The organism is Cohnella fermenti (assembly GCF_004801405.1).
In the GTDB taxonomy this organism is placed as follows: domain Bacteria; phylum Bacillota; class Bacilli; order Paenibacillales; family Paenibacillaceae; genus Cohnella; species Cohnella fermenti.
Genome location: NZ_SSOB01000010.1, coordinates 47871 through 70301, shown reverse-complemented (window position 1 = coordinate 70301; position 22431 = coordinate 47871). Strand labels below are relative to the sequence as shown.

14 protein-coding genes and 1 pseudogene are annotated in these 22431 nt (G+C 59.9%); 10 read left to right on the top strand and 5 right to left on the bottom strand.

Annotated features, from left to right (window positions below; translation table 11 throughout):
• Nucleotides 1-30 precede the first annotated feature (30 nt).
• Both E6C55_RS09780 and argH read left to right on the top strand, forming a co-directional pair.
• The gene (locus E6C55_RS09780) at nucleotides 31-1275 is read left to right on the top strand and encodes an argininosuccinate synthase (protein WP_136369604.1); all 1245 of its coding nucleotides are present in this window, start codon (nucleotides 31-33) and stop codon (nucleotides 1273-1275) included.
• Nucleotides 1276-1297: 22 nt separating this feature from the next.
• Nucleotides 1298-2713 (top strand): argininosuccinate lyase, encoded by a 1416-nt coding sequence (gene argH / locus E6C55_RS09775; RefSeq protein ID WP_136369603.1) that lies wholly within the window; start codon nucleotides 1298-1300, stop codon nucleotides 2711-2713.
• Nucleotides 2714-4151: 1438 nt separating this feature from the next.
• Here the strand turns inward: argH and E6C55_RS09765 are convergent.
• A complete protein-coding gene (locus tag E6C55_RS09765) occupies nucleotides 4152-5816 on the bottom strand; it encodes a response regulator transcription factor (RefSeq protein WP_136369601.1) in 1665 nt (554 codons plus the stop codon).
• Nucleotides 5813-7660: a cache domain-containing sensor histidine kinase gene (locus E6C55_RS09760; protein WP_168735557.1), complete on the bottom strand. Its 1848-nt coding sequence runs from the start codon at nucleotides 7658-7660 to the stop codon at nucleotides 5813-5815. Before E6C55_RS09760 ends, E6C55_RS09765 begins: the two co-directional genes overlap by 4 nt.
• 219 nt (nucleotides 7661-7879) lie before the next feature.
• Between E6C55_RS09760 and E6C55_RS09755 the strand changes: the two genes are divergently transcribed.
• From E6C55_RS09755 to E6C55_RS09720, 8 genes and pseudogenes are all read left to right on the top strand, one after another.
• A complete protein-coding gene (locus tag E6C55_RS09755) occupies nucleotides 7880-9199 on the top strand; it encodes an ABC transporter substrate-binding protein (RefSeq protein WP_136369599.1) in 1320 nt (439 codons plus the stop codon).
• A 69-nt stretch (nucleotides 9200-9268) separates the two neighbouring features.
• Nucleotides 9269-10156 carry a carbohydrate ABC transporter permease gene (locus tag E6C55_RS09750; protein WP_136369598.1) on the top strand — a complete coding sequence of 296 codons (888 nt, stop codon included), beginning with the start codon at nucleotides 9269-9271 and terminating at the stop codon, nucleotides 10154-10156.
• A 1-nt stretch (nucleotide 10157) separates the two neighbouring features.
• Nucleotides 10158-10994, top strand: a complete 837-nt coding sequence (locus tag E6C55_RS09745; protein WP_136369597.1) for a carbohydrate ABC transporter permease — start codon at nucleotides 10158-10160, stop codon at nucleotides 10992-10994.
• A 44-nt stretch (nucleotides 10995-11038) separates the two neighbouring features.
• On the top strand, nucleotides 11039-12370 hold the full coding sequence (locus E6C55_RS09740; protein ID WP_211093554.1) for an FAD-dependent oxidoreductase: 1332 nt from the start codon (nucleotides 11039-11041) through the stop codon (nucleotides 12368-12370).
• Entirely contained in the window at nucleotides 12336-14714 is a 2379-nt protein-coding gene (locus tag E6C55_RS09735; RefSeq protein ID WP_136369595.1) for an alpha-galactosidase, read from the top strand. The genes E6C55_RS09740 and E6C55_RS09735 overlap by 35 nt, the downstream gene beginning before the upstream one ends.
• Nucleotides 14715-14750: 36 nt before the next feature.
• A pseudogene (locus E6C55_RS35360) lies at nucleotides 14751-15002 on the top strand (DUF5060 domain-containing protein); the annotation flags it as partial.
• A 26-nt stretch (nucleotides 15003-15028) separates the two neighbouring features.
• Nucleotides 15029-16996 carry an apiosidase-like domain-containing protein gene (locus tag E6C55_RS09725; RefSeq protein ID WP_136369593.1) on the top strand — a complete coding sequence of 656 codons (1968 nt, stop codon included), beginning with the start codon at nucleotides 15029-15031 and terminating at the stop codon, nucleotides 16994-16996.
• A gap of 15 nt (nucleotides 16997-17011) precedes the next feature.
• Entirely contained in the window at nucleotides 17012-18802 is a 1791-nt protein-coding gene (locus tag E6C55_RS09720) for a discoidin domain-containing protein (RefSeq protein ID WP_136369592.1), read from the top strand.
• An 81-nt stretch (nucleotides 18803-18883) separates the two neighbouring features.
• On the opposite strand, the gene E6C55_RS09715 is transcribed toward E6C55_RS09720, so the two are convergent.
• The 3 genes from E6C55_RS09715 to E6C55_RS09705 all read right to left on the bottom strand — a co-directional run bounded on the left by E6C55_RS09715 (nucleotide 18884) and on the right by E6C55_RS09705 (nucleotide 22390).
• Entirely contained in the window at nucleotides 18884-20020 is a 1137-nt protein-coding gene (locus tag E6C55_RS09715) for a glycosyltransferase WbsX family protein (protein ID WP_136369591.1), read from the bottom strand.
• 91 nt (nucleotides 20021-20111) lie between these two features.
• Nucleotides 20112-21023: an AraC family transcriptional regulator gene (locus E6C55_RS09710; RefSeq protein WP_136369590.1), complete on the bottom strand. Its 912-nt coding sequence runs from the start codon at nucleotides 21021-21023 to the stop codon at nucleotides 20112-20114.
• Between the two features lie 77 nt (nucleotides 21024-21100).
• Nucleotides 21101-22390 (bottom strand): VanW family protein, encoded by a 1290-nt coding sequence (locus E6C55_RS09705; RefSeq protein WP_168735556.1) that lies wholly within the window; start codon nucleotides 22388-22390, stop codon nucleotides 21101-21103.
• Nucleotides 22391-22431: the final 41 nt, after the last annotated feature.

Sequence of the window (22431 nt, the reverse complement as noted above, 5' to 3'; positions counted from 1 at the left end):
TTCATGTGACGAAGGAGAGTTTATCCCCTCATGGCTAAAGAAAAAATCGTGCTCGCCTACTCCGGCGGCCTCGACACTTCCGTTATTCTGACTTGGCTTAAGGAGACGTACGACGCCGAGATCATCACCTTCACCGCCGACATCGGCCAGAAGGACGAGCTGGACGGCCTCGAAGAGAAGGCGATCAAGACCGGCGCCTCCAAGGTGTACATCGACGACCTGCGCGCCGAATTCGCGAAGGACTTCATCTATCCGATGTTCCAGGCCGGCGCGCTGTACGAAGGCCAGTACCTGCTCGGCACGTCGATCGCGCGCCCGCTGATCGCCAAGCGCATGGTCGACATCGCCCGCGCGGAAGGCGCGACGGCCATCGCCCACGGCGCAACCGGCAAGGGCAACGACCAGGTCCGCTTCGAGCTGACCGCCGCCGCTCTGGCTCCCGACATTAAAGTGATCGCACCTTGGCGCGATGAGACGTTCCGCAACGCGTTTCCGGGACGCGCCGAGATGATCGCTTATGCCGAGAAGCACGGCATCAACGTTCAGGCGTCCGCGGCGAAGCCGTATTCGATGGACCGCAACCTGCTGCACATCAGCTTCGAGAGCGGCATGCTCGAGGACCCGTGGTTCGACTCCAGCGCGGACGACGTGCAGGACATGTATGTGCTCAGCGTCTCCCCGGAGAAGGCTCCGGATCAGGCGGAGTACGTGGAGTTGGACTTCGAGGGCGGCAATTGTGTGGCAATCAATGGGCAGAAAATGTCGCCGCTGGACGTCATGGAGAAGCTGAACGAGCTCGGCGGCAAGCACGGGATCGGACGCGTGGACATGGTGGAGAATCGGTTCGTCGGCATGAAGAGCCGCGGCGTATACGAGACGCCTGGCGGCACGATTCTGTTCACCGCTCACCGCAAGATGGAATCGCTGACGATGGACCGCGATGTCATGCACCTGCGCGACTCGCTTATCTCCAAGTACGCTTCCCTCGTGTACAACGGCTTCTGGTTCGCGCCGGAGCGTCTGGCCATCCAAGCTCTCGTCGACGAGAGCCAGAAGAACGTCACGGGCACCGTTCGCCTGAAGCTGTACAAGGGCAACATCCTGGCCGCCGGCCTGAAGAGCCCGGTCAGCCTGTACAACCCGCATATCGCGACGATGGAGGCCGACCCGACCCAAGCGTACGACCAAGGCGACGCGACCGGCTTCATTCGCCTGAACGCGCTGCGCCTTAAAGTATCCTCCGGAGTGAACGGCGCTTCCGGCCTGAACGGGTAAGCGAAGGGAGCCAGCGACGATCATGAGCAAGCTGTGGGGCGGACGATTCACCAAGAAGACCGACCAACTGGTCGAAGAATATACCGCATCGATTCTGTTCGACAAGGAACTGGCCGAGGAAGACATCCAAGGCAGCCTGGCGCACGTGACGATGCTGGGCAAGTGCGGCATCCTGCCGGCGGACGACGTGGAGACGATCAAGGAAGGGCTGCTGAAGGTGCGCAACCGGATTCAGCGCGGCGAGATCGAATTCGCGATCGCGGACGAAGACATTCACATGAACATCGAGAAGACGCTGATCGACGAGATCGGCCCGGTCGGCGGCAAGCTGCACACCGGCCGCAGCCGGAACGACCAGGTTGCGACCGACATGCACCTGTACCTGCGCAAGCGCGTCGTCGAGTTCGTCGGCCTGCTCTCCAAGCTCCAGACGGCGCTGATCGGGCAAGCCAAGGCGAACCTCGACACGATCGTGCCGGGCTACACCCACCTGCAGCGCGCGCAGCCGATCCTGTTAGCCCATCACCTGATGGCGTACGTGTCCATGTTCGGCCGCGACATCGAGCGCCTGCAGGACAGCTACAAGCGGATCGACGCGCTTCCGCTCGGAGCGGGCGCGCTCGCCGGCACGACGTTCGCCATCGATCGCCTGTACACGGCGAAGCTGCTGAACTTCGGCCGCGTCTACGAGAACAGCCTCGACGCCGTCAGCGACCGCGACTTCATCGTCGAGTTCCTTGCCGGCGCGTCGCTGATCATGACGCACCTCTCCCGCCTGAGCGAGGAACTGATCCTGTGGTCGAGCACCGAGTTCCAGTTCGTCGAGCTTGACGACGCCTTCTGCACCGGCTCGAGCATCATGCCGCAGAAGAAGAACCCGGACGTTCCGGAGCTTGTCCGCGGCAAGACGGGGCGCGTATACGGCAACCTCATCGGCCTGCTGACCGTATTGAAGTCTCTGCCTCTGGCCTACAACAAGGACATGCAAGAGGACAAGGAAGGCATGTTCGACACGGTGAAGACGCTCCAGGGCGCGCTTCAACTGTTCGCTCCGATGGTCGAGACGATGAAGGTGCGCAAGGACAAGATGCGCCGCGCCGTCGACCAGGACTTCTCGAACGCGACGGACATTGCCGACTTCCTCGTGAACAAGGGCATGCCGTTCCGCCAGGCGCACGAAGTCATCGGCAAGACCGTGCTGTACTGCATCCAGCAGAACAAGTTCCTGCTCGATCTGACGCTGGACGAGTTCAAGCAGTTCTCCTCGCTGTTCGACGACCGCATCTACGAGGTGCTGAAGCCGGAGACCGTCGTCAACGCGCGCAACGTCTACGGCGGCACCGCCTCCGTGCAAGTGTCGGCCGCCATCGAACGCGCCGAAGCCGAACTCGCCAAGGTGCAAGCCTGGGCCGAGGAGTACGCGGCGAAGAGCAAATAATCGCAAGTAGATATGCAGAAGGCCCGGAACCGCCGCGCCGGCGGCCCTCCGGGCCTCTTCTTATCTTGCATGGCGGCAGATGGGAGTGTCCGCAGCACATCATCCTGCCTCTGCTCGCATTATGCCTCTGCTCCCGTTTACTCAGGAACGCCGTCACGCGCCCAGACAACTATTTTCGGCACACCAATCCCTCTCCCCGCATACCACCGTATCCCCGGTACCGACACCCGCACCCGTCCCAGTACCCGTCCCAGTATCCGCGCCAGCGCCCGTCCCAGTACCCGCACCCGCACCGGCGCCCGTACCAGTATCGTACCAGCACCATACCAGCTCCCCAGTAACTCCGACAGTTACATCCGCCATTCTTACGCCGGATACCCGAATTTATGCGAAAATTCATATTCGCAAACCCCGATAGCAGGCCGTTTGAGCAATTAAATGTGAAAAATAGCATACATGGAGAAATTGTTGGCTCGAACTGCCGCATATAAACGAAAAATCACATAAAACGCTTCAATTTGTTCCAATTCAAGCCAACGAATGTGAAAATTCGCATAAAATCGTAACAGCCACCGGACCAGTGGAGCGAGCAGCGTCACGGGAGGCTGAGGAAGAGGTTGGCCGACACGAGTCCTACTACGAACCTCCCCAGGGATCGCCCCCGCCGACTTCGTACCGTACCATGCCTTGGCGCCCCCTGAGTTAATACCAGTGTTTCCCGAACCAATACACCAACGCACCATACCAACTCACTGAACCAACGCGCCGCATCACTGCATCACTGCATCGCTGCACTGTATGCGGCACCGCAGCACCGCATCGTACCAACGCACCACACCAACGCACCACACCAACGCGCCGCGTCACCGCATCAACGCAATATACCATCACATCGCACCATTGTGCCATTGTACTATTACGTATCTTCTTCCCCTCGCTCAGGAAGACGATGGCGCGCTGACTGATCTGCTCGAATCGGACATGCGCAACCTAAGCGGCAGAATTAGCGAACCTGAGCGAAAGAGAGAGGAGACGTAAGCGGCGGGAGAGGGAACAGTTGGCTGGGAGTGTGAGGAGCAAACGAGGATTCCTGAGCGAAAGAGAGAGGAGACGTAAGCGGCGGGAGAGGGAACGGTTGGCTGGGAGTGTGAGGAGCAAACGAGGATTCCTGAGCGAAAGAGAGAGGAGACGTAAGCGGCGGGAGAGGGGACGGTTGGCTGGGAGTGTGAGGAGCAAACGGGGATTCCTGAGCGAAAGAGAGAGGAGACGTAAGCGGCGGGAGAGGGGCATAAGGGGGAGCAAGCCATTGGGGAAGCCCAGAGACGGCGGTCTGCACGGCTTGATTGCGGGTAGGGAATCGCTGCTGGCAGCTTCTCCCCTTGGCTCCCTCTAGGGGACAAGCCTGAGCTGAGCCAAGGGAAGAATTACAGGCACAGGGCTACAAGTCTTTGTACTCGCTTGGACGCATCCCGGTCTTCTTCTTGAACACCTTGTAGAAGTACTTGACGTTGCCGAAGCCGGTCAGGACGGCGACTTCATGAATCTTGCGGCGCCCTTCCCGCAGCATCAGCTTTGCCTTCTCGATCCGATAGTTGCTGACGTATTCCACGAAGTTCTCGTTATGCTCGCGTTTGAACAGGCTGCTTAAGTAGGTGGGCGACACCGGAATCTGCTCCGCTACCATCTCAAGCGATACATCCTCCGAGTAATGCTCATGGATATAAGAGATCGCTTTGTCGATAATTCGATTGCTCCCCTTGTCTTTCTCTCTCCGTATCGCCTCGAAGCAACGATCGATCCATTCCGAGAAGGTCTGTTTGATTGTCTCGATTCGGCTCATCCCGTTGATTTCTTCGTATAGCGCAAGTTCGTCTCCAAGCAGCTTGGTCGGCTCCAGGTTCCATCTCTCCACAATCTTGAAGATCAGCAGAATGAGCTGGAAGTTCAGCTTCAGCAGGCTGGCTTGATCTACGTATTCATAGGAGATAAACGGTTCGTACAGAGATTGAATGATGGATTGCGCCGCTTCCGTGTCGAACCGTTCGAAGGCCGCCAACATGTCCTGCTCGACCCGGAAGCCAATCCCCTTGAAGGGCTCCTTGGGCATGGCGCCGGGCTCGCTGAGGTAGATCGAGGCCCCTCCCCTGACCAGCCGCTGCAGCAGCGCTTGCTTGGCGGCTTCGCAAGCCTCGGCCGACTGCGTTAAAGCCCTGAAGGGCGGACTGATGCCGATCGTCACTTCCTGCCGCCAGTAGCGGCGAATGCATTCCTGGATGTCGGCCGCCCAGGCGGCGAGACGGGCCATCTCATCGTTCGCGTTCACATCCGCATCCGCATCCGCATCCGTATCCGTATCCGCGCTCTTGCCGCCCGGGGACGGGGCGTAGCTTAGAATAAGCCCCTGGCCATCCTCGGTGTCGAAGGCCAGAGCATCGACGGAGCGGCGCTCCAGCACCTCCATAGCGATATTCTCCACGCCGTAACGGATCAGGGCGATCTGATCGGAGGGCAGGCTGCCGCTAAGTATACGATAACGATCCAGGGCGATGATGATGATGCAGTGAGCGCCGCGCTCGAAGCGGGTGCCCAGCTCCAATTCGGCCAATCGCTTGCGAATGGCCGTCTCGTTCCCTAATCTGCGGGAGACGAGATCCTCCGCAAGCCTTCTTCTCATCCACACCGTTCCTTGGTGAAGCCGGATCGATTGGCGCAGTTGAGCCTCCCTTGCGCGATTCTGACGCTCAAGCGTCTCCCGGACCTTGGCCAGAAGCTCCGTGAACTGTTCTTCCGCGAACGGCTTCAAGAGATACGAGAAGGCGCCAAGGTGAAGGGCGGACTGCACATATTCGAACCGATCGTAGCCGGTCAACAGGACAAACAGCGTGTCGTCGTTCCTCTGCTTAAGGGCCGCCAGCAGCTCCAGGCCATCCATTCCCGGCATCCGAATATCCGCAATGACGAGGTCCGGGCGCAAGGCGCCGATCGCCTGCAGGCCTTCCAGCCCGTCTGCCGCTTCGTATATGCGATGGGCGCCGGCCTTCTTCAAGTGGTTGGCGGCGGACTCGCGAATCAGAGGTTCGTCGTCGACAATAAGGATGTTCATGCGGTTCCCTCCCAGCGGTGCGATGGTTCCGGGCTGCCTTGCGGTGGATGAAGACCGGGGACATGTCGATGAGCGGGCAGCGTCAGTTTAACGACCGTTTCCCGATGGCTGCCGATATAGAGCTTCAACCCGTAATTCGGACCGAAAAACATCCTGATCCGGCGATCCACGTTGACGATGCCGATTCTGTCGTGAACAGATGAGCTGTCTTCGTCGGATTCCTCAAGAGCGTCGTTGATCTCCTTCAGCCGCCCCGGATCGATGCCGACTCCCGTGTCGGAGATATAGACATAGAAGAGCTGGCCGAACGTTCGAGCCGTAATTTTCAGCAGAGCCTGTCCGATCTTCGGTTCGATTCCATGGATCAGGGCGTTCTCAACCAATGGCTGAAGGGAGAGACGCACGATTCCGTAGTCGAGCACATCCTCGTCGATGTCGTATTGAACCCGATATTTGCTGCCGAACCGGCAGTCCTGAATGTACAGGTAATTGCGGATGTTCTCGAGTTCTTCCCGGAAAGGCACGACGAATTTGCCTTTGTTCAGGCTGTATCGAAGCTGATTGGACAAGGACTTGATCATGGTGGACGACTGCTCGAATTCCTTCTTGTCCAGCACGGCCATAATGGAAGACAAGGTGTTGAAGAGGAAGTGCGGATTGATCTGGCTCTGCAGAGCTTCCAGTTGCGCTTGTTTCTTCAGCATGCCGATCCGGAGGTTCTGCTCGATCAGCTTCTCGATATTCCCGACCATATCGTTGAAGGTTCTTCCTATCTGTCCGAGCTCGTCTTCCCCTCGTATCTCAATTCGAGTCCGAAGATCCCCTTGCCCCAATCGTCTGAGCGAACGAAGCAGCTTCTTGAGCGGACGAATGACGATGTAGGAGAAGCAGAGGGAGAGGACAAAGGCGAAGGACAGCAGCACAATGAGCAGATAGACGTTGATATCCCGAAGGAACTCGCTTTTCTGCCGCAATTCGGACATGGGAATCGCGGAGATGACCTTCCACCCGTAGTCGGTCGACTCGCTGTAGTTGACGAGCAGGTTCCCGCTATCGGATGGGTGCGAGTAGGAACCGGAACGGCCGCCTTGCGAACTCTCCGCAAGCGCTTCGTAGACAGTCGGCTTCAGGCTGCCGTACGAGTAGATGACGTCTCCGGATTGGCCGACGACGGCGAAGCTCTGATTTGGTTCCCAATCGATATCGGCGACGGCGGAGGACAATTGATCCGCCAACTGATCGAATACGACCATGCCGAGCTCCACTCCGGTCGTCAGATCGATGACGGTGCGCGAGATCGACAGGACGGGGGGATTGGCCGATGAGCTTGAGACATACTTCTGGGTATGAGGCTCGATGAGCAGCGGCATGCCTTGCAGGGCGAGCGTCTCGACGAACCAGGGCTCGCCGGCCGAATTCAACAGGTTCAGCGAGCCTCCCTGCTTGCTGCCGTAGAACAGGACATCGCCCTTCAGCGTCAGCAAGGTGATGGCATACAGCTTGTCGTTGCTCTGAAGCAGGCTGTACAAATAGTTGGACACCTGATTGGACCGGGCGACATACTCGGTGTTTCTCCCGCTCTGGCTGTTGGCCAGAAGCGGAGCGATATCGCCCATATTGGCATAGAGAGCCATGGATTGCCGGGTCAGATTGCGGATGTTCTCCTCTATCGTCTTGACGATTTGTTTATTAAGCTTTTGTTGGGAGCTGAGGTATTCCTTCTCCAGCATCCGCGTGGACATGCCGTAAGAGATGCCGCCGAACAGGACGATCGGAATCGAGATGACGAGCGCATAGAGCAGGAACAGCTTGTATTGAATTTTGCGGCGAATCCAACCGAGCAAGATGCAGCACCGCCTTTGGAGAGTTGTGCTCTTACACTCACTGTACATCGGGGCTCTTCCATTAGGCAATATCCCGAACGCCGGCTGAGGCGAAGTTCACAAGAAAGTGCACCATATGCGAAAAATGTGCGACTTCTGCGGCTGCGGGAGGCTTGTTATAGTGAGATTCGTAACCGAGGCGCGAGCCTCCAACCTGAGAAGAAGAGGGTGTCGGCAACGATGAGGAAGAAGATGGCAGGATGGATGAGCCTCGCGGTCGCGACGGCGTTGGTCTCCGGCTGCGGAGCGGAAGGGAACGGGAATAAGGCGGCGGAATCGAGCGCTCCCGCCGGCGAAGAGCAGCAGGTCACGTTAAAGTACGCGTCCTGGATGTCCAAGGGGGAAGACAAACCGACGATAGCGGCCTTCATGGAGCAGAACCCGAACATCAAGGTTGTGGAGGAGGTCATTGACGGCAATCAATACAGCCAGCTCCTGCAGACCCGGATCTTGTCCGACGACGCTCCGGACGTCTTCCTGCTTCCGTTCGACCAATATACCAAGTATGCGAACGAAGGCCATCTCCTGGATTTGACCGACGAGCCGGGAATGGCGATACTTGCGGACAATCCGTCCGTGGATGAAGCGTTCAAGGTCGACGGGAAGCGTTACGGCTTCATGATCAATTCCGGGGCTCCGGTGAATCCGATCTATTACAACAAGAAGATCTTCGAGAAGTACGGCTTGACTCCGCCGACCAACGCCGAGGAATTCCTCGCCGTCAGCGAGACGCTGAAGCAGAACGGCGTAGAGCCGCTCGTCTTCGGAGCCAAGGACGCATGGACGCTGTCGGGCACGCTCTATTCCGCGATGTTCCGGTCCTACGCGCTGCCGAAGACGAACAAGGATATCTATTATGCATTGGCCAAGGGAGAGGTCAAGCCTTCGGACGTGATCGATTATCCGCTGCAATTCATCGGCGATCTGGTCGCCAAGGGCTACATCTCCGAAGCGTCCTCCACGCTTACCTATGATCAATCGGTTCAATACTTCGCGGACGGCAAGGCGGCCATGTTCCCGCAGGGCACATGGGTTCCGACGCTCGACCCGATCGTAGGGGCGGACCCGGCCGGGTTCGAGCTGGGCGCCTTCTTCCCTCCGATTCCCGTCGTGGACGGCAAGAAGTACGCGCTTAGCAGCGGCGACCGGATTCTGGTCATCTCCTCCAAGACGAAGAACCCGGAAGCGGCCAAGGCGCTGTTCAACTTCTTCGTGCAGCCGGACAACTTGAAGACGTACCTGGAGTCGCAGTCGCTGTTCACCGTCATGAAGGGCATCGACGTTCAGACGGTTCCCGTCCTGCAGGAATACGTGAACAGCTTCTCCTCGTCCGACTTCGAGGTGGTGATCGGCAGCAAGTCGGCGCTGACCCCGGCCTTCAACAAGGAAGTGGATCTGGCGCTGCAGAACATTCTTGTCGGCTCGACCGTCGAGACGGAGCTGAAGCGGCTGAACGAGGAATTCGAGAAGACCAAGAGCCAGATGGTGATCAAGGAATAACTCGGAGAGGGGGAGGCGGACGCGGGGAAGCGGCTCGCCTCCTTCTCTCCCGAATGGAGCTATACGCACATGAAGATGACAAGAAGAACGCAAGACCGGCTGGGAGCGCTCCTGTTCGTCGTTCCGGCGATCGTCCTGTTCCTGTCGTTCAAGTATTATCCGCTGTTGATGACGCTGTATTACTCCTTCACGGATTGGGACGGCTTCAGCGGCGATTATCGGTTCGTGCTGTTCGATAATTTCGCGAATCTCTTCACAGAGAGCAAAATATCCGGGGCGTTCCGCAATACGATCTACTTCGCCGTCGCCAGCATTATCGCAGGAACCGTCGTGCAACTGGGGCTGGCGCTTATTCTGGTGAACCGGCTGAAGGGAAATCGGCTGTTCCGGACTCTTCTGTATACGCCGTCGGTCATCAGCTCCTTAATTATCGGCCTAACCTGGCTCTCCTTTTTCCAATACAACGGCATTATCAATCAGACCTTGGAGCGAATCGGGCTGAGCTCGCTTGTCCGCAATTGGCTGGCCGACGCGGAGCTGACGATGAACGTTCTGGTGGGCATCAACGTGTGGCAGTGGGCGGGGTACGGGATGATTATCTACTTGACCGGGCTGCTCGGCATTCCGACCGAAGTGAACGAGGCGGCCGCACTGGACGGGGCTGTCGGCTGGCGAAGACTTCGCTCGATCACCTTGCCGCTGATCATGCCGGCCGTTACGGTCAACATGTTTATCTCGATCACGGGAGCCCTCCGGGTATTCGAGCTGCCGTTCGTCCTGACCGGAGGAGGGCCGATGAATTCGACGAATACGGTGACGATGCAAATCTACAACACGGCGTTCCTGTCCAATCAATTCGGGTATGCGAGCAGCATCGGCTTGACCTTCTTCCTCTTTATCGCGGCGATTACGCTTATTCAGCTCAGGGTGACCAGACGATTGGAGGTCGAATACTGACATGCATCCTTCGGCAGGCACCCCCCGCACGCTTCGGGTCGTTCAATATGCGATTCTGTGCGCGGCCGCGGCCATGATCCTTATTCCGGTGCTCAACATTGTGCTCAGCAGCTTCAAAACGAATGAGGAGATCAACCGGGTATTTACGCTGCCTTCCTCCTTCAACTTCGCCAATTATCGGCGCGTGTTCCAATCCTCCTCGGTGTGGATGAACATCGTCAATTCGTTCCTCGTGACGGGAAGCGCAATCGCCATTGCCGTCTACGCGACCTCGATGGCCGCCCATACGCTGGCGCGAAGGGCGGAGGCCGGATTCCAGGTGCTGTACTACGTATTTATCAGCGCCTCGATGATTCCGATTGCGGCGAACCTGGTCCCCTTGTACGTGCTGATCAACAAGCTCGGCCTGGTCGATACGAGATTGTCGATTATTCTTATCAGCGCCGCCGGTGCGATTCCGATGGGCATTCTGCTCTACACCGGATTCATCAAGGGAATCTCGCGAAGCCTGGAGGAGTCGGCGAGCCTCGACGGCTGCGGCCGAATCGGCCTCTTCCTGCGCATCGTGTTCCCGCTGCTTCGTCCGGTGACGATGACGTACATCGTCATCTCTTCGATTAATGTGTGGAACGATTTTCTGATGCCGCTTCTGTTCCTGCGCACGGAATCGAAGAAGACGATCACGCTGGCGGTTTATTCCTATATGAGCGAGTACGTGAACGATTGGGGGGCGATCTATGCGCTTCTGACGATTGCGTTCCTCATTCCGGTCGTGTTCTTCGTGCTGAATCAGAAGCACTTCTTCGGCGGCGTGACGGACGGCGCTGTGAAAATGTAAACAGCGAAAAAGAAAGCCCAATGAGGCGGAAGGAGGAGCTATCTATGAATCGATATCACGAGCCGTCGCGGGAAGTTCCCGTCGCGGCGACGGCGGATGTGATCGTCTGCGGCGGCGGACCGGCGGGGACGGCGGCGGCGATCGCGTCCGCCAGAGCCGGCGCGGCGACGATGCTCATCGAAGGGCACGGGTGTCTGGGAGGCATCTGGACCTCCGGTCTGCTGTCCTGGATTATCGACGCGGGCAACAAGCCTGGAATCATGCGCGAGATCGTCGGTCGGCTGGATCGAAGCGGAGCGCGGCTTCAGAGCCTTGGAGAGGACTTCACCTACGATCCCGAAGCGATGAAGCTCGTTCTGGAGGAGCTGTGCGCGGAAGCGGGGGTCATCGTCCGGCTTCACACCTCCGTCGTTCAAGCCGCCGTCGATTCGAGCGGGAGGCTGACGCATGTGCTGACCGAGTCGAAGTCCGGCAGGGAAGCCTGGGGCGCGAAGCTGTTCGTCGACGCGACCGGCGACGGCGATCTGGCGGCGCTTGCGGGCTGCGGCTTCGAGTGGGGAAGGCCGGACTCCGGGCAGACCCAGCCGATGAGCTTGATGGCGCTCGTGACGGGGATCGACCCGGAGAGCGTGGCGGCGTTCGCGATGGACGGCCTGCACGAAGAGCCCAAGCGCCTGCTTCTGGAGGAGATGGAACGTGCGGGTCAGCGTCCTTCGTATGCCGCGCCTTCTCTGTTCCATATTCGGGATCGGCTGTTCGCGCTGATGGCCAACCATGAATACGGTGTCTCGTCCATCCGCGCGGACGAGATCAGTGCGGCGACTGTACGAGCCAGGCAAGAGCTGCATCGTCTCGTGAATGAGCTCCGGAAGCTGGGAGGCGTATGGAAGGAGCTGCGGCTTGTCCAGACGGCCGCCCAGATCGGCGTCAGGGAAGGGAGAAGAATTCACGGAAGGTACCGGGTGAGCGAGCATGATCTTGCCGACGGAAGGCGTCACGAGGATGCCGTCTGCCGGGTTCGCTACGGTGTCGATATCCATTCCACGGACCCGAAGGAGGGGAAGAGCTTCGGGGACGACGGCAAGCGGAGTCGGCCGTACGATATTCCGCTGCGCGCTCTGATTGCGGCCGATGTGGACGGCTTGCTCCTGGCGGGACGCTGCATCAGCGGCGACTTCGTTGCGCATTCCAGCTATCGGGTGACCGGCAACGCGGTCGCTCTGGGACAAGCGGCCGGAACGGCGGCGGCGCTGGCTGCCTTGGGCGGCCGGCTTCCGCACGAGCTCGCCTGGAGCGAGGTCGGGAAGGCGCTCGAACGATTGGAAGAGAGGGGGAAGACGAATGCTGATCTGTCAAACGCCGGCCAGGGACAATAGGCTGCTGCTGCAATACGATGAATCCGGAGAAGAGAGCCTCATCTGTTCATTCGGCTTCTCCGTAAAGCTGCGAGGGGAAGAGGAGGTAGACGAGTCCGCGTTCGCTCCTCCGGTCTGTCGGCTGAGCGCTCGGACGGGGGAGGGCGAACAATGGAGCCTGGAGTACGGGAACGATCGCCTGCGGGTCGAGGTTGAGCTTCGGCTGTTCTGCGACCTGCCGATGGCGGAGTGGCGTCTGCGGATCGGGAATGCCGGCGCGGCGGATATCGCGCTGGAGAGCGTCCATCTGGCGCGAGGGGAGCTCCGGTCGGCAGGCCGTTCGCGGGAGAACGGCTGGAGCGCGCTGAATGTCGGGCTGCAGTCGACGGACATGCATGTCGGCGTCGAGCGTCTGCAGGAAGGCCGTCGGCATTATTACGATTCGATGACCGTCCTTCATGCCGGGGACGGCTCGCGCAATGTGCTGTTGGGCTGCGTATCGTTCGGCGATTATTTCTCCCAGGTGCTCGTGCGGAAGAAGGAGAAGGAGAACGAGAACGTGCACGAAGCTGCGGGGCGAATGGGGAGCAAGGCGAAGGCGGATGATGAGTTCGAGATATGGATCGCCAACAGCATGGACGGTCTCGTTCTGCAGCCGGGTGCTTCGCTCGATACCGAGAAGGCGATTCTGCTGGTCGGGGATGGGGATCACGATCGGCTGCTGCAGGCTTACATGAGCCGGGTCGCCGGGGAGATGAAGCCATACAGCCGCTTCGACCGGCCGGCGACCGGCTGGCTGTCCTGGTACTACTATTACGGCACCGTCACCGAGAGAGACATCGTTGAGAACGCGGAAGCGATGAAGGAGCTTGCCGCGCTGCGCCCCGAATATGTCGTCATCGATTCCGGCTGGTTCCTTGAGACCGGCTTCGGCGACTGGGAAGCGAACTCCAAGTTCGGCTCCGGCATGAAGGAACTGGCGGACCGAATCCGGGAGCTCGGCTTCAAGCCGGGACTATGGCTGTCCCCCTTGCTGGCGGACGCGGGCTCCTTGCTGGTGCGCGACCATCCGGACTGGCTTCTGCGCAAGAACGGCGTTCCGGTGGCCGGCATGAATCCAAGCGGCAGCGATGTTCTGGAGCTTCATGAGAAGAACAACATCAAGTTCGTGCTGGACTTGACCCATCCGCAGGTTCTGGCCTATCTCGGCGATGTTGTGCGGAGGGTTGTCCGCGAGTGGGGTTATCGCTACATCAAGCTGGACTTCCTGGTGCGGGCGCTCTTCACGGATCAAGGCAACCATTCGAGCGTCGACCGGGAGCAAGTGTTCTTCCCCGGCATGACGACTGTTCAGGCGTACCGCAATGCGATGAGCACCATTCGCGAGGCGGCCGGCGAAGACTGCTACATTCTCGGCTGTGCGGCGCCGCTGTTCGCAAGCCTGGGCCATCTGATCGACGCGAACCGGATGACTCCGGACATTACCCGCCGCAATTACGTTCAAGGACAAGAGCGTCCGTCCGCGTGGGAATTGGTTCGAATCTGCGCGAAGGCGATGGCCGCGCGTTACTTCTTGAACGGAAGGGGCGGGTTCAACGATCCGGATGCGCTTGTCGTGAGGGGGCATGAGCCGGAGGGCCTGTCGGACGACTACGCGCCGACGCTCGACGAAGCGAGGGTATGGGCGGGAGTCGTTGCGTTATCCGGCGGCCTGCTGTTCTGCAACGACCGGCTGAGCACCTTGGAGGCGGAGCGCCGTCCGATGCTGAGCCAATTGTTCCCCGTCGGTCCGGCGGCGGCGGTTCCGGTCGACTTCTTCAACGAAGACATCCCTGCCGTCTGGAAGCTGCCGCTGGAGCGGGACGGGCAGCGCTGGACGGTGCTGGGCATCTTCAACTGGGGGGAGAAGGCGACGGATATCTCCGTCTCCGTGAAGGATATCGGCTTCGCCGAGGAACAGGCCGTGCACGGCATCGACTTCTGGAGCGGAAGCTATATCGCTTCCGGCTCCGCCGGCGTCATGAAGCTGGAGCGCCTTCCTCCTCGTTCGATGAGGCTCGTCTCGCTGCGCGCGCGACAGGCCGATCGACCGCAACTGCTCGGTACGCGGCTTCACTTCACGCAAGGCTGGGCCGAGTTCGCGAGCGTGGACTGGGACCGGAGGACGCTGACCATGCGATGGGACCGCGAGTATTCCCAGCGGGGGGAGGTTGCGATCTGGGTTCCGGACGAATGGAGAGCCTGTTCCGTGGTCAGCAACGGCATTCCGGGCAGTCCGGGCAGTCCGGGACCGTACGAGGGGAACGTGCTGCGCCTGAATCGGGCGGGCGACGAGGAGACGCTATGGATTCGGTTCGAGGAATGAGGATACGTCTTCAAAATCCGGGGAGGATGAACAGGAATGAGCCCATGGAATAAGCATCCATTCGCATTGGGAAGTGCGCTGCTTCGCGGAGCGGCAGGGATTGTGCTGGTGCTGGGAGCGTTCATTCTATCGGGGCGTCAAACGGCGGCGGAGGGGATCGTCCCCTCCGTTGCCCAGTGGACTCCGATCGAGATCGAGCTTGTCAGCGAGCAAGAGTATGACAATCCATATACGGACGTGGATGTAAGCGCTATCTTCAGCGGTCCCGATCATATTGTCATGGAGATGCCCGGCTATTGGGACGGGGCGGATCGATGGAAGGTCCGCTTCTCCCCGCCGGCGAATGGACTTACGAGACCGTCAGCACGGATGCCTCCAATGCGGGGCTGCACGGACAAGCGGGAGCATTCACCGCGACGGCCTACACAGGGAGTCAGTCCGTCTACAAGCATGGATTTATCAAGCCCTCGGCCAACAATCGTTACCTGGTCCACGATGACGGCACGCCGTTCTTCTGGCTTGGAGATACGCATTGGATGGGGTTGTCCGGAAGGGAGCAACTGAACGGCTCCAACGATGCCGGCTTCGCTTCCGAATTCAAAGGAATGATCGACATCCGGCAAGAGCAGGGATATACGGTATACGCGACAACGCTGTTCGGCGGCGATTGGGGCGACGTATCTCCGCAGGGGACCTACAATGAAGGCGGGCCGATCTGGTACGGCACGGGGTATGCGACGGCCCATTCCAGCCTTGCTTCTCCGAGCACGGGCGGTTATTCCTACGGTTCGAAGAAGGCGTTCGACGGCAACGGGGGAACGCGCTGGCAAGCGTCGAGCGCGACTTACCCGCAGAGCATCGAGATTGACTTCGGTTCAGCCGCGACGATCGGGGACATCGCGATCGAATTCGGGCAAGAAGATACATGGTTCTATAAGCTTGAGGGCTCGGAGGATCGAATTCATTACGATACGATTGCGGATCGAACCGCGACCGGAAGGGAAGGGCGGCAATTCGCGGAGACGGCCGCTCTCTCGAGCCGCTATGTGCGCTTGACCATCACGGGAGCGGACCAAGGCAGCGTTCCCAGCGTCGTGGAGCTGACGCCCTATGACGACCAAGGACGGGCATTGACCAACGCGGGGCAGATGAAGCGAATGAATCCGGCCTTCTGGGCCAACATCGACGAGAGAATTCAGTATCTGTCCAATAGCGGATTCGTGACGGCGCTCGGACTCGATTGGGGAAGAAGCCTGGAGGAAGCGAATGAGGCGGACTATCTCCGTCTGGCGCGTTATGTCGTTGCGCGTTACGGCGCTTATCCGACGGTCTGGCTGGGAGCGGGAGAGTATGCGACCGGCTGCTCGGAGTGCTGGGGAGACGTCTCTTCGTACATCTATGATATCGACCCGTACAAGCGGCTTAACTTCCTGCATAACGCGGTCTGGAATCCGGACGAGTTCCGGGACGAAGACTGGTACCAGATGGATTATTTGCAAGCCGGTCATGGAGGCCAGAAGGCCAAGACGTACTGGTTGAATCAATACGAGGAGCAGCCGACCAAGGTTGTTATCGAAGGAGAAGCCAACTACGAGAATATTAACGGAATTCCCTCTCGCTTGACCCGGGAATCCGCCTGGAATGCGATGATCTCCGGAAGCGCCGGATTTACGTACGGGGCGGAGGGGATCTGGCAAGCGACGAGAGACGAGGAGGACCGCTGGCAAGTATGGAACGACGCTCCGACTCCATGGTACGTCGCGATCCGGAAGGAAGCGGGAGAACAGATGAGGTACTTGCGGGACTTCTTCACCTCCCTTCCCTGGTGGACGCTGGCTCCCGACGCCGAGGCGATCGAGTGGGACGGCGCACCGGCTCTGACGTCGGCTGCCGCGCCTTATCAATTGTCCGATCCGGCAGGGGATCTCGTGGTTGCTTATCTTCCTTCCAATGGAGGCACATACTCGGGGACGGCCAAGCAATTGAACCCTGCATGGATTTACAAAGCGGAATGGTACAATCCGCGTACCGGACAGTATTCGACGATTGCATCGGGATTCGCGCCGGACAACGACGGGGAGTGGGCCATTCCGTCCAAGCCAACGGCCTCGGAGGACTGGGCGTTGCTTATCCGCTCTATCTCGAATGCGCCTGCACAGCCGACGGTCAGCTTGCCGGGGGGAACGTTCAGCGGACCGATGAGCGTTGAGCTTGCCGTCTACTCGCCAACCGATTCCGTCTACTTCACGCTGGATGGCTCGATCCCCCATGCTCAAGGGTAAGCCTACACGGGACCTTTGACGATAGGGAGCGATACGACGCTCAAGGCCATTGCGGTCGACGAGAACGGCATCGAGTCTCCATTGACCGTTCAATATTATCGCTTCTCCGACAATCGGGTCTTGAATCGTTCCTATGCATCGTCTTCCGAATACAGCTTGTCCCAGGCGCCGGAATATGCCTTTGACGGTTCGGCCTCCACCAATTGGCAAGCGGCGGACGGCCAGAGATTCAACCAATGGCTCGAGGTCGACTTCGGGTCGGCGACGTCCTTCAACAAAGTCTCGCTGTCGGAGTACGGCAACCGGGTCACCTCTTACCGGATTGAGTATTGGGACGGAGCAAGCTGGCAGACGGCCTATGCGGGCGCAACCATCGGGGCCAATTCCGCTGTGGCCAAGGAGGTGTTCTTCCCCGAAGTGACGGGCTCCAAGGCGAGGCTCTACATCGTCTCGGCAACGCTTCAGCCGATCATTTACGAATTCGGCATCTATGACGTTCCCGCCGACCTGGAAGCCATCGGCGGCCATGGCTCGGTGGCATTGAGCTGGGAGCCGGTGACGGGAGCCGATCATTATCGAGTCGAGCGCAGCCCGCGTTCGGGAGGCCCTTATCGAGCCTTGGCGACAAGCGTCGTGTCCAGCGTTTACGAGGATGCCGGGGCAGCCAACAAGACGATTTATTACTACCGGGTTACGGCAATCGATTCGGCGGGAGGGCGGATCGGCCAGTCGGCGGAAGCCTCCGCGACGACCCTGCCCGCATTGTCCTTGGCGGCAGACGGGACTTATGCCAGCTCCTCGCAGTTCAATGCCGGCCAGTCGGCGGACAAGGCATTCGACGGCTTGAACGGCACGAATTGGCAAGCCGCGGTCGGCACGGGAGCGGGACAGTGGCTCGAGGTCGCCTTCGGCCAGGCGACGACGTTCAATAAAGCCGTTCTGTCGGAATACGGCAATCGAACGACGGGCTTCCGGGTGGAATATTGGGATGGCGGCCTGTGGCGAACGGCCTATACCGGAACGGTCATCGGGGCGAATGCCAGCAGTCCGTTGGCGGTTGAATTCCCCGAGGTGACGGGGAGCAAGGCCAGGCTGATCTTCACCTCGACGACATCGCAGCCGATTATTTACGAATTCCAGCTCTATTATGTTCCTTCCGGCTTGGAAGCGTCGGGCGGTCCCAACCGGGTGGACATTGCATGGCAGCCCGTGGAGGGGGCGCTGTCCTATCGGGTCCGCAGAAGCCTGTACCCGCAGGGGGGCTTCTCCATCATTGCTTCGGAAGCAACCTCGACGAATTATCGGGACACGGGCTTGCTGGATGGAGCGGTCTATTCTTATTCCGTCTCTGCGGTATTCGCATCGGGCGAAGGGGAGCTGTCGGAGATCGTGTCTGCGGCGACGGACGGGCCCTTGAATTTGGCCTACGGGCGAACGTACTCGAGCTCCTCCGACTTCGGAGCGACGCAGAGCGCGGAGCTGGCGTTCGACGGCTCGGAGCGAACGAACTGGCAGGCGGCTGCAGGCCAGTTCGCCGGGGAATGGCTTGAGGTCGACTGGGGGACCAATCTCACCTTCAACAAGGCGGTCATAAGCGAGTACGGCAATCGAACGACCGGGTTCCGCATCGAGGTGTGGAACGGTGCCTCCTGGCAGACGGCATACACCGGAACGACTATCGGCCCGGCAGCGTCGTCTCCGTTGACGGTTACGTTCGCTGCGGTGACGGGAAGCAAAGCCCGGCTGATCTTCACCGGCGGCTCGTCGCAGCCGATCATCTACGAATTCGGGTTGTATTCAACCTGAGATTCTTAAGGGAGTCAAGAGATCAAGAGAGAGCGGAGGGAGCTTCGGCCATTGCGGTCGAAGCTCCTTCCGTTTGCCTTGCTATTCGGCGCCGAAGACGCGGCGGACCGCTTCCAGATAGGCCATTCCGTGCTCGGTGTCCGGCTCGATGTAGCTTCCTTCCGTCCATTCGTTCCAGGAGTTGATCGTGAGAACGGGAGGGGTGTCGCCGTCTTCGATGAACCGGCGGGCCGCGCGCAGCGCCTCCTCGAACCGCTCCGGCGTGTTGCCGTCGATAACGGGCGTGAACGGGTAGCCGAGCGGCGCGAAGACGTCGGATTGTACGGTGCGGGGACTGGAATCCCAGCCCATGGAGACGTTCGGGAAGTAGGGAACGCCGAAGCGGTTCCGATAGCGCGTCCAATCCTTCTCCGCTTCCCGCGCGACGTGCGCATAATCGACGGTCGGGAACCCGTCCAGCGGCACATTGTGAATCCACACGTAGGAGGTGACGCTGTCGAAGCCGAATTCCCGGATCATGGCTTCGGGATTCTCGAGCGTCTTCTCGCCGGGCAGGTTCTGAATCCCCCACACGACCGCATTCAGGTGCAGTTCTCCCAGTCCCGCTTCGCGTACCCGCCTGCGGAAGCCATCCAGGGCGCGCCGAGTCTCTTCTCTGCCTCCGAGACCTTGGATCAGGCTCATCAGCTCATAGAAGGAGACGTAGAGCCCGCCGTCTACCCGCCAGTAGGAGGGGTGAGGGAAGTACCGCTCGATCATATGCTGCGCAGCGGCTTCGAAGGCGGCGAGAGCGACTTGTCCCGAATGAAGCTGCGTATGCGTAGTCCCTCTCTTGTAGGGGAAAATATTCATCCAATCGTGGTTCGCCCACATGAGCGAGAATTTGAGCCTGTCGTTGTTGCGAGCTTCGAGGAAGCCGTTCTCGAGCGCGCGGTTCAGGAACGGCCCGTCCTCGTACCAGTACCAGTCGTAAATGAACGCGTCGATCCCGTGATCGGCGGCGGCGGCGATCTGCCGCTCGGCCGTCTCGGGCTTGGCTTCGTCCAGATAACCCCATAAGGGAACCTTGGGCTGGCGATGGCCGGGGAACCTGGGGGTCGCTCTCCGGACAAGCTCCCATTCGGTCCACCCGGGTCCATGAACCGCTTCATTGCGGGGATCGACATGATAATTGGGGAAATAATAGACGGCTACTTCGGGCTTGCGGTTGATCGGCATGGCGGCACCATCCTTCCAATAGTCTTCCTGTCCAGTGTAGACGCACAGGAAGCCGAAGGATTTGGACAATACGCCGGATCGGTTGCACGATTCAATGGAATTGCCCGAGGGACTCCCGGTAATGGAGCGGAGACATGCCCTCGATTCGTTTGAAAATCCGGCTGAAGTAATGAATGTCCGCGTAGCCGACGAAGTCTGCGATCTCGCCCACCGTCCGGTCGGAATAGAGCAGCAGCCGCTTGGCTTGATCGATGCGATGGCGCATCAGATATTCGATCGGGGAACGGCCCGTCGAGTCCTTGAACAAGGCGCGGAAGTGTCCCGGGGAGAGATGGACGGCGGCCGCCATGTCTGCCAGTTGAAGCGGCTCGCGGTAGTGCTCCTTGATCCACTCGGCCGCTCGATGCATCCGTTCCGATTGGGGATGGCTGCGGCTGACCCCGGCAGACGTGACCGTCTCCTGCAGAAGAAGGGAGAACAGCCGCAGCATCTCGGCGCGCAAGCTTAATTCCTTGCCGTGGACAGGCCGCTCGTGAGCGGCGAAGAGGGCGGCGAACGCTTCTTCGAAGGCTTCCGGCCTCGAGCAATGGACGACTCCCTGAAGCTCCACGCCTTCCAGCCGAAGCATAGGGCGATCGGCAAGCTGCGGCTTATCCGGAATGATGGCGGCACCGTAATAATCTTGATTCAGGTAGACGTCTTCGACGGAGAAGTCGAACGGCTCCCCCATGTAGACAAGGTCGAAGTGAACCGCGTAGTAATGGAAGCTCTTCCCGGAAGGGACCGAGCAGGAATGCCGGACCCTTGGCGGGACGATCAGCAGGTCTCCCGGCTCGATTCGCACGTCCATCTGCTCGATCCGATAGTCGCACATTCCACCCAGAACATAGACCATCTCGTAATCGTAGATGATTCGGGGCGGCAGCCGATAATCGTCGAGCCCTTCGATCCTCTGGACAAGGCGCACGCAGGGAGCGAGATCGAGCAAAGTGATTGATTTCATGGCGACGCATCCTCGTTTTTAGTGGCGGGTACACAAGGTGATTTTATCGCAGCGGGGAGTCAACCGTCCATGGCCGCTCACACCGGCTCGGCCGGGTTCACGGCGACGAGCCCGTTCTGCGTTTTGTAGGTGCTCGTTGCGAGCTTGGTTCGTTCCGTCGCTTCTCCGTTTACTTTTCTCACCCGGTAGCTCTCGATGACGATGCCCTCGCCGCCTTGCTGCCGCACGGTCTCGATCTCGTAGGAGACGTTCTCGTCCATCGTGCCGAACAGCTTGACGGTCAGCGTCTTATCTTCCACGACCGTGCGGATCAAGAGCTGCTTGCCCGTGTCGTTGCGGAAGCGGAAGTCGATGTAGCCGTCGGCGAACGTGGCGTCGAGCCCGAGCGGGAGGTAGGACACCGGAATCGAATGGTTGCGCCGCTGCGTGACGGTGATGCCGTCGACCCGGATGATGGCATTGTACAGCGTGCTGGACACCTGGCAGATGCCGCCGCCGATGCCGGGGACAAGCTTGCCGTTCTGGATGACGGGCGCCTCCCGGAAGCCGTAATCTTGCTCGGCCTTGGCGACGATGTCGGCGTAGCTGAATTCGTCTCCCGGCAGCAGCAGCGTGCCGTCGAGCGCGGCCGCGGCCGCCGCGACGTTGTAGGAGCGGCCTTCTCCGCTGGTGGCGAAGGAGGTTGCAAACTCCATGATTTTGCGGGAGAGGCCTTCCTCCTTCAGGCTGGCGACCGTCGTCGCGGGGGCGACGCCTTGCAGAGGGAGAGCCAGCTTGTAAGCGCCGGAGGGAGAGTCGGCCAACGATTGCGGAGTCAGCTCGACAATCGAGGCCCGGAGAGCGGCAAGATCGGCTTCCGTCCCGACAGCTTCGGGCGTGTAGACGACCTCGTCCTGCGCCGTGATCGTGCGGGAAGCGTCGCGCGGCTCCGACGCTCCGAGTTCGCCCCAGGCGCGGGCGGTCTCGCTTCGCAGCTCCGCTTCATCCCAGGTCGCCTCCATCTCGTAGTCCGCTCGAAGCTCCTTCTTCATTTTCCCCCGCTGATGCCACTTGGCCTTGCCGAACGCCTCCAGATCGGCTGCCGCCTCCTTGGCGCCGACGCTCATGCCAAGCTCCGCCAAGGTCAGAGAAGCCGCGTCGGACAGCGCTCCGTTCAGCCCGACCGTCGTCCCTTCCAGCTCGCGGATACGCGCTTCGAGAATGCCGAGCGCCTGCTCCGAGCTCATGCCTCCAAGCTGCAGGCCTCCTACGCGAAGGTTCGGCGGCAGCACATTGTCCCCCTCGCGTATCGCGCGGCCTCCCGCCGTTCCCGCCCCGACCCCGAGGACGATGACGCCGACGATTGCGGCAATCCACCACTTTCTCATGGGCATTCCCTCCGATTCATCCACAGGAATCCAGAACATAA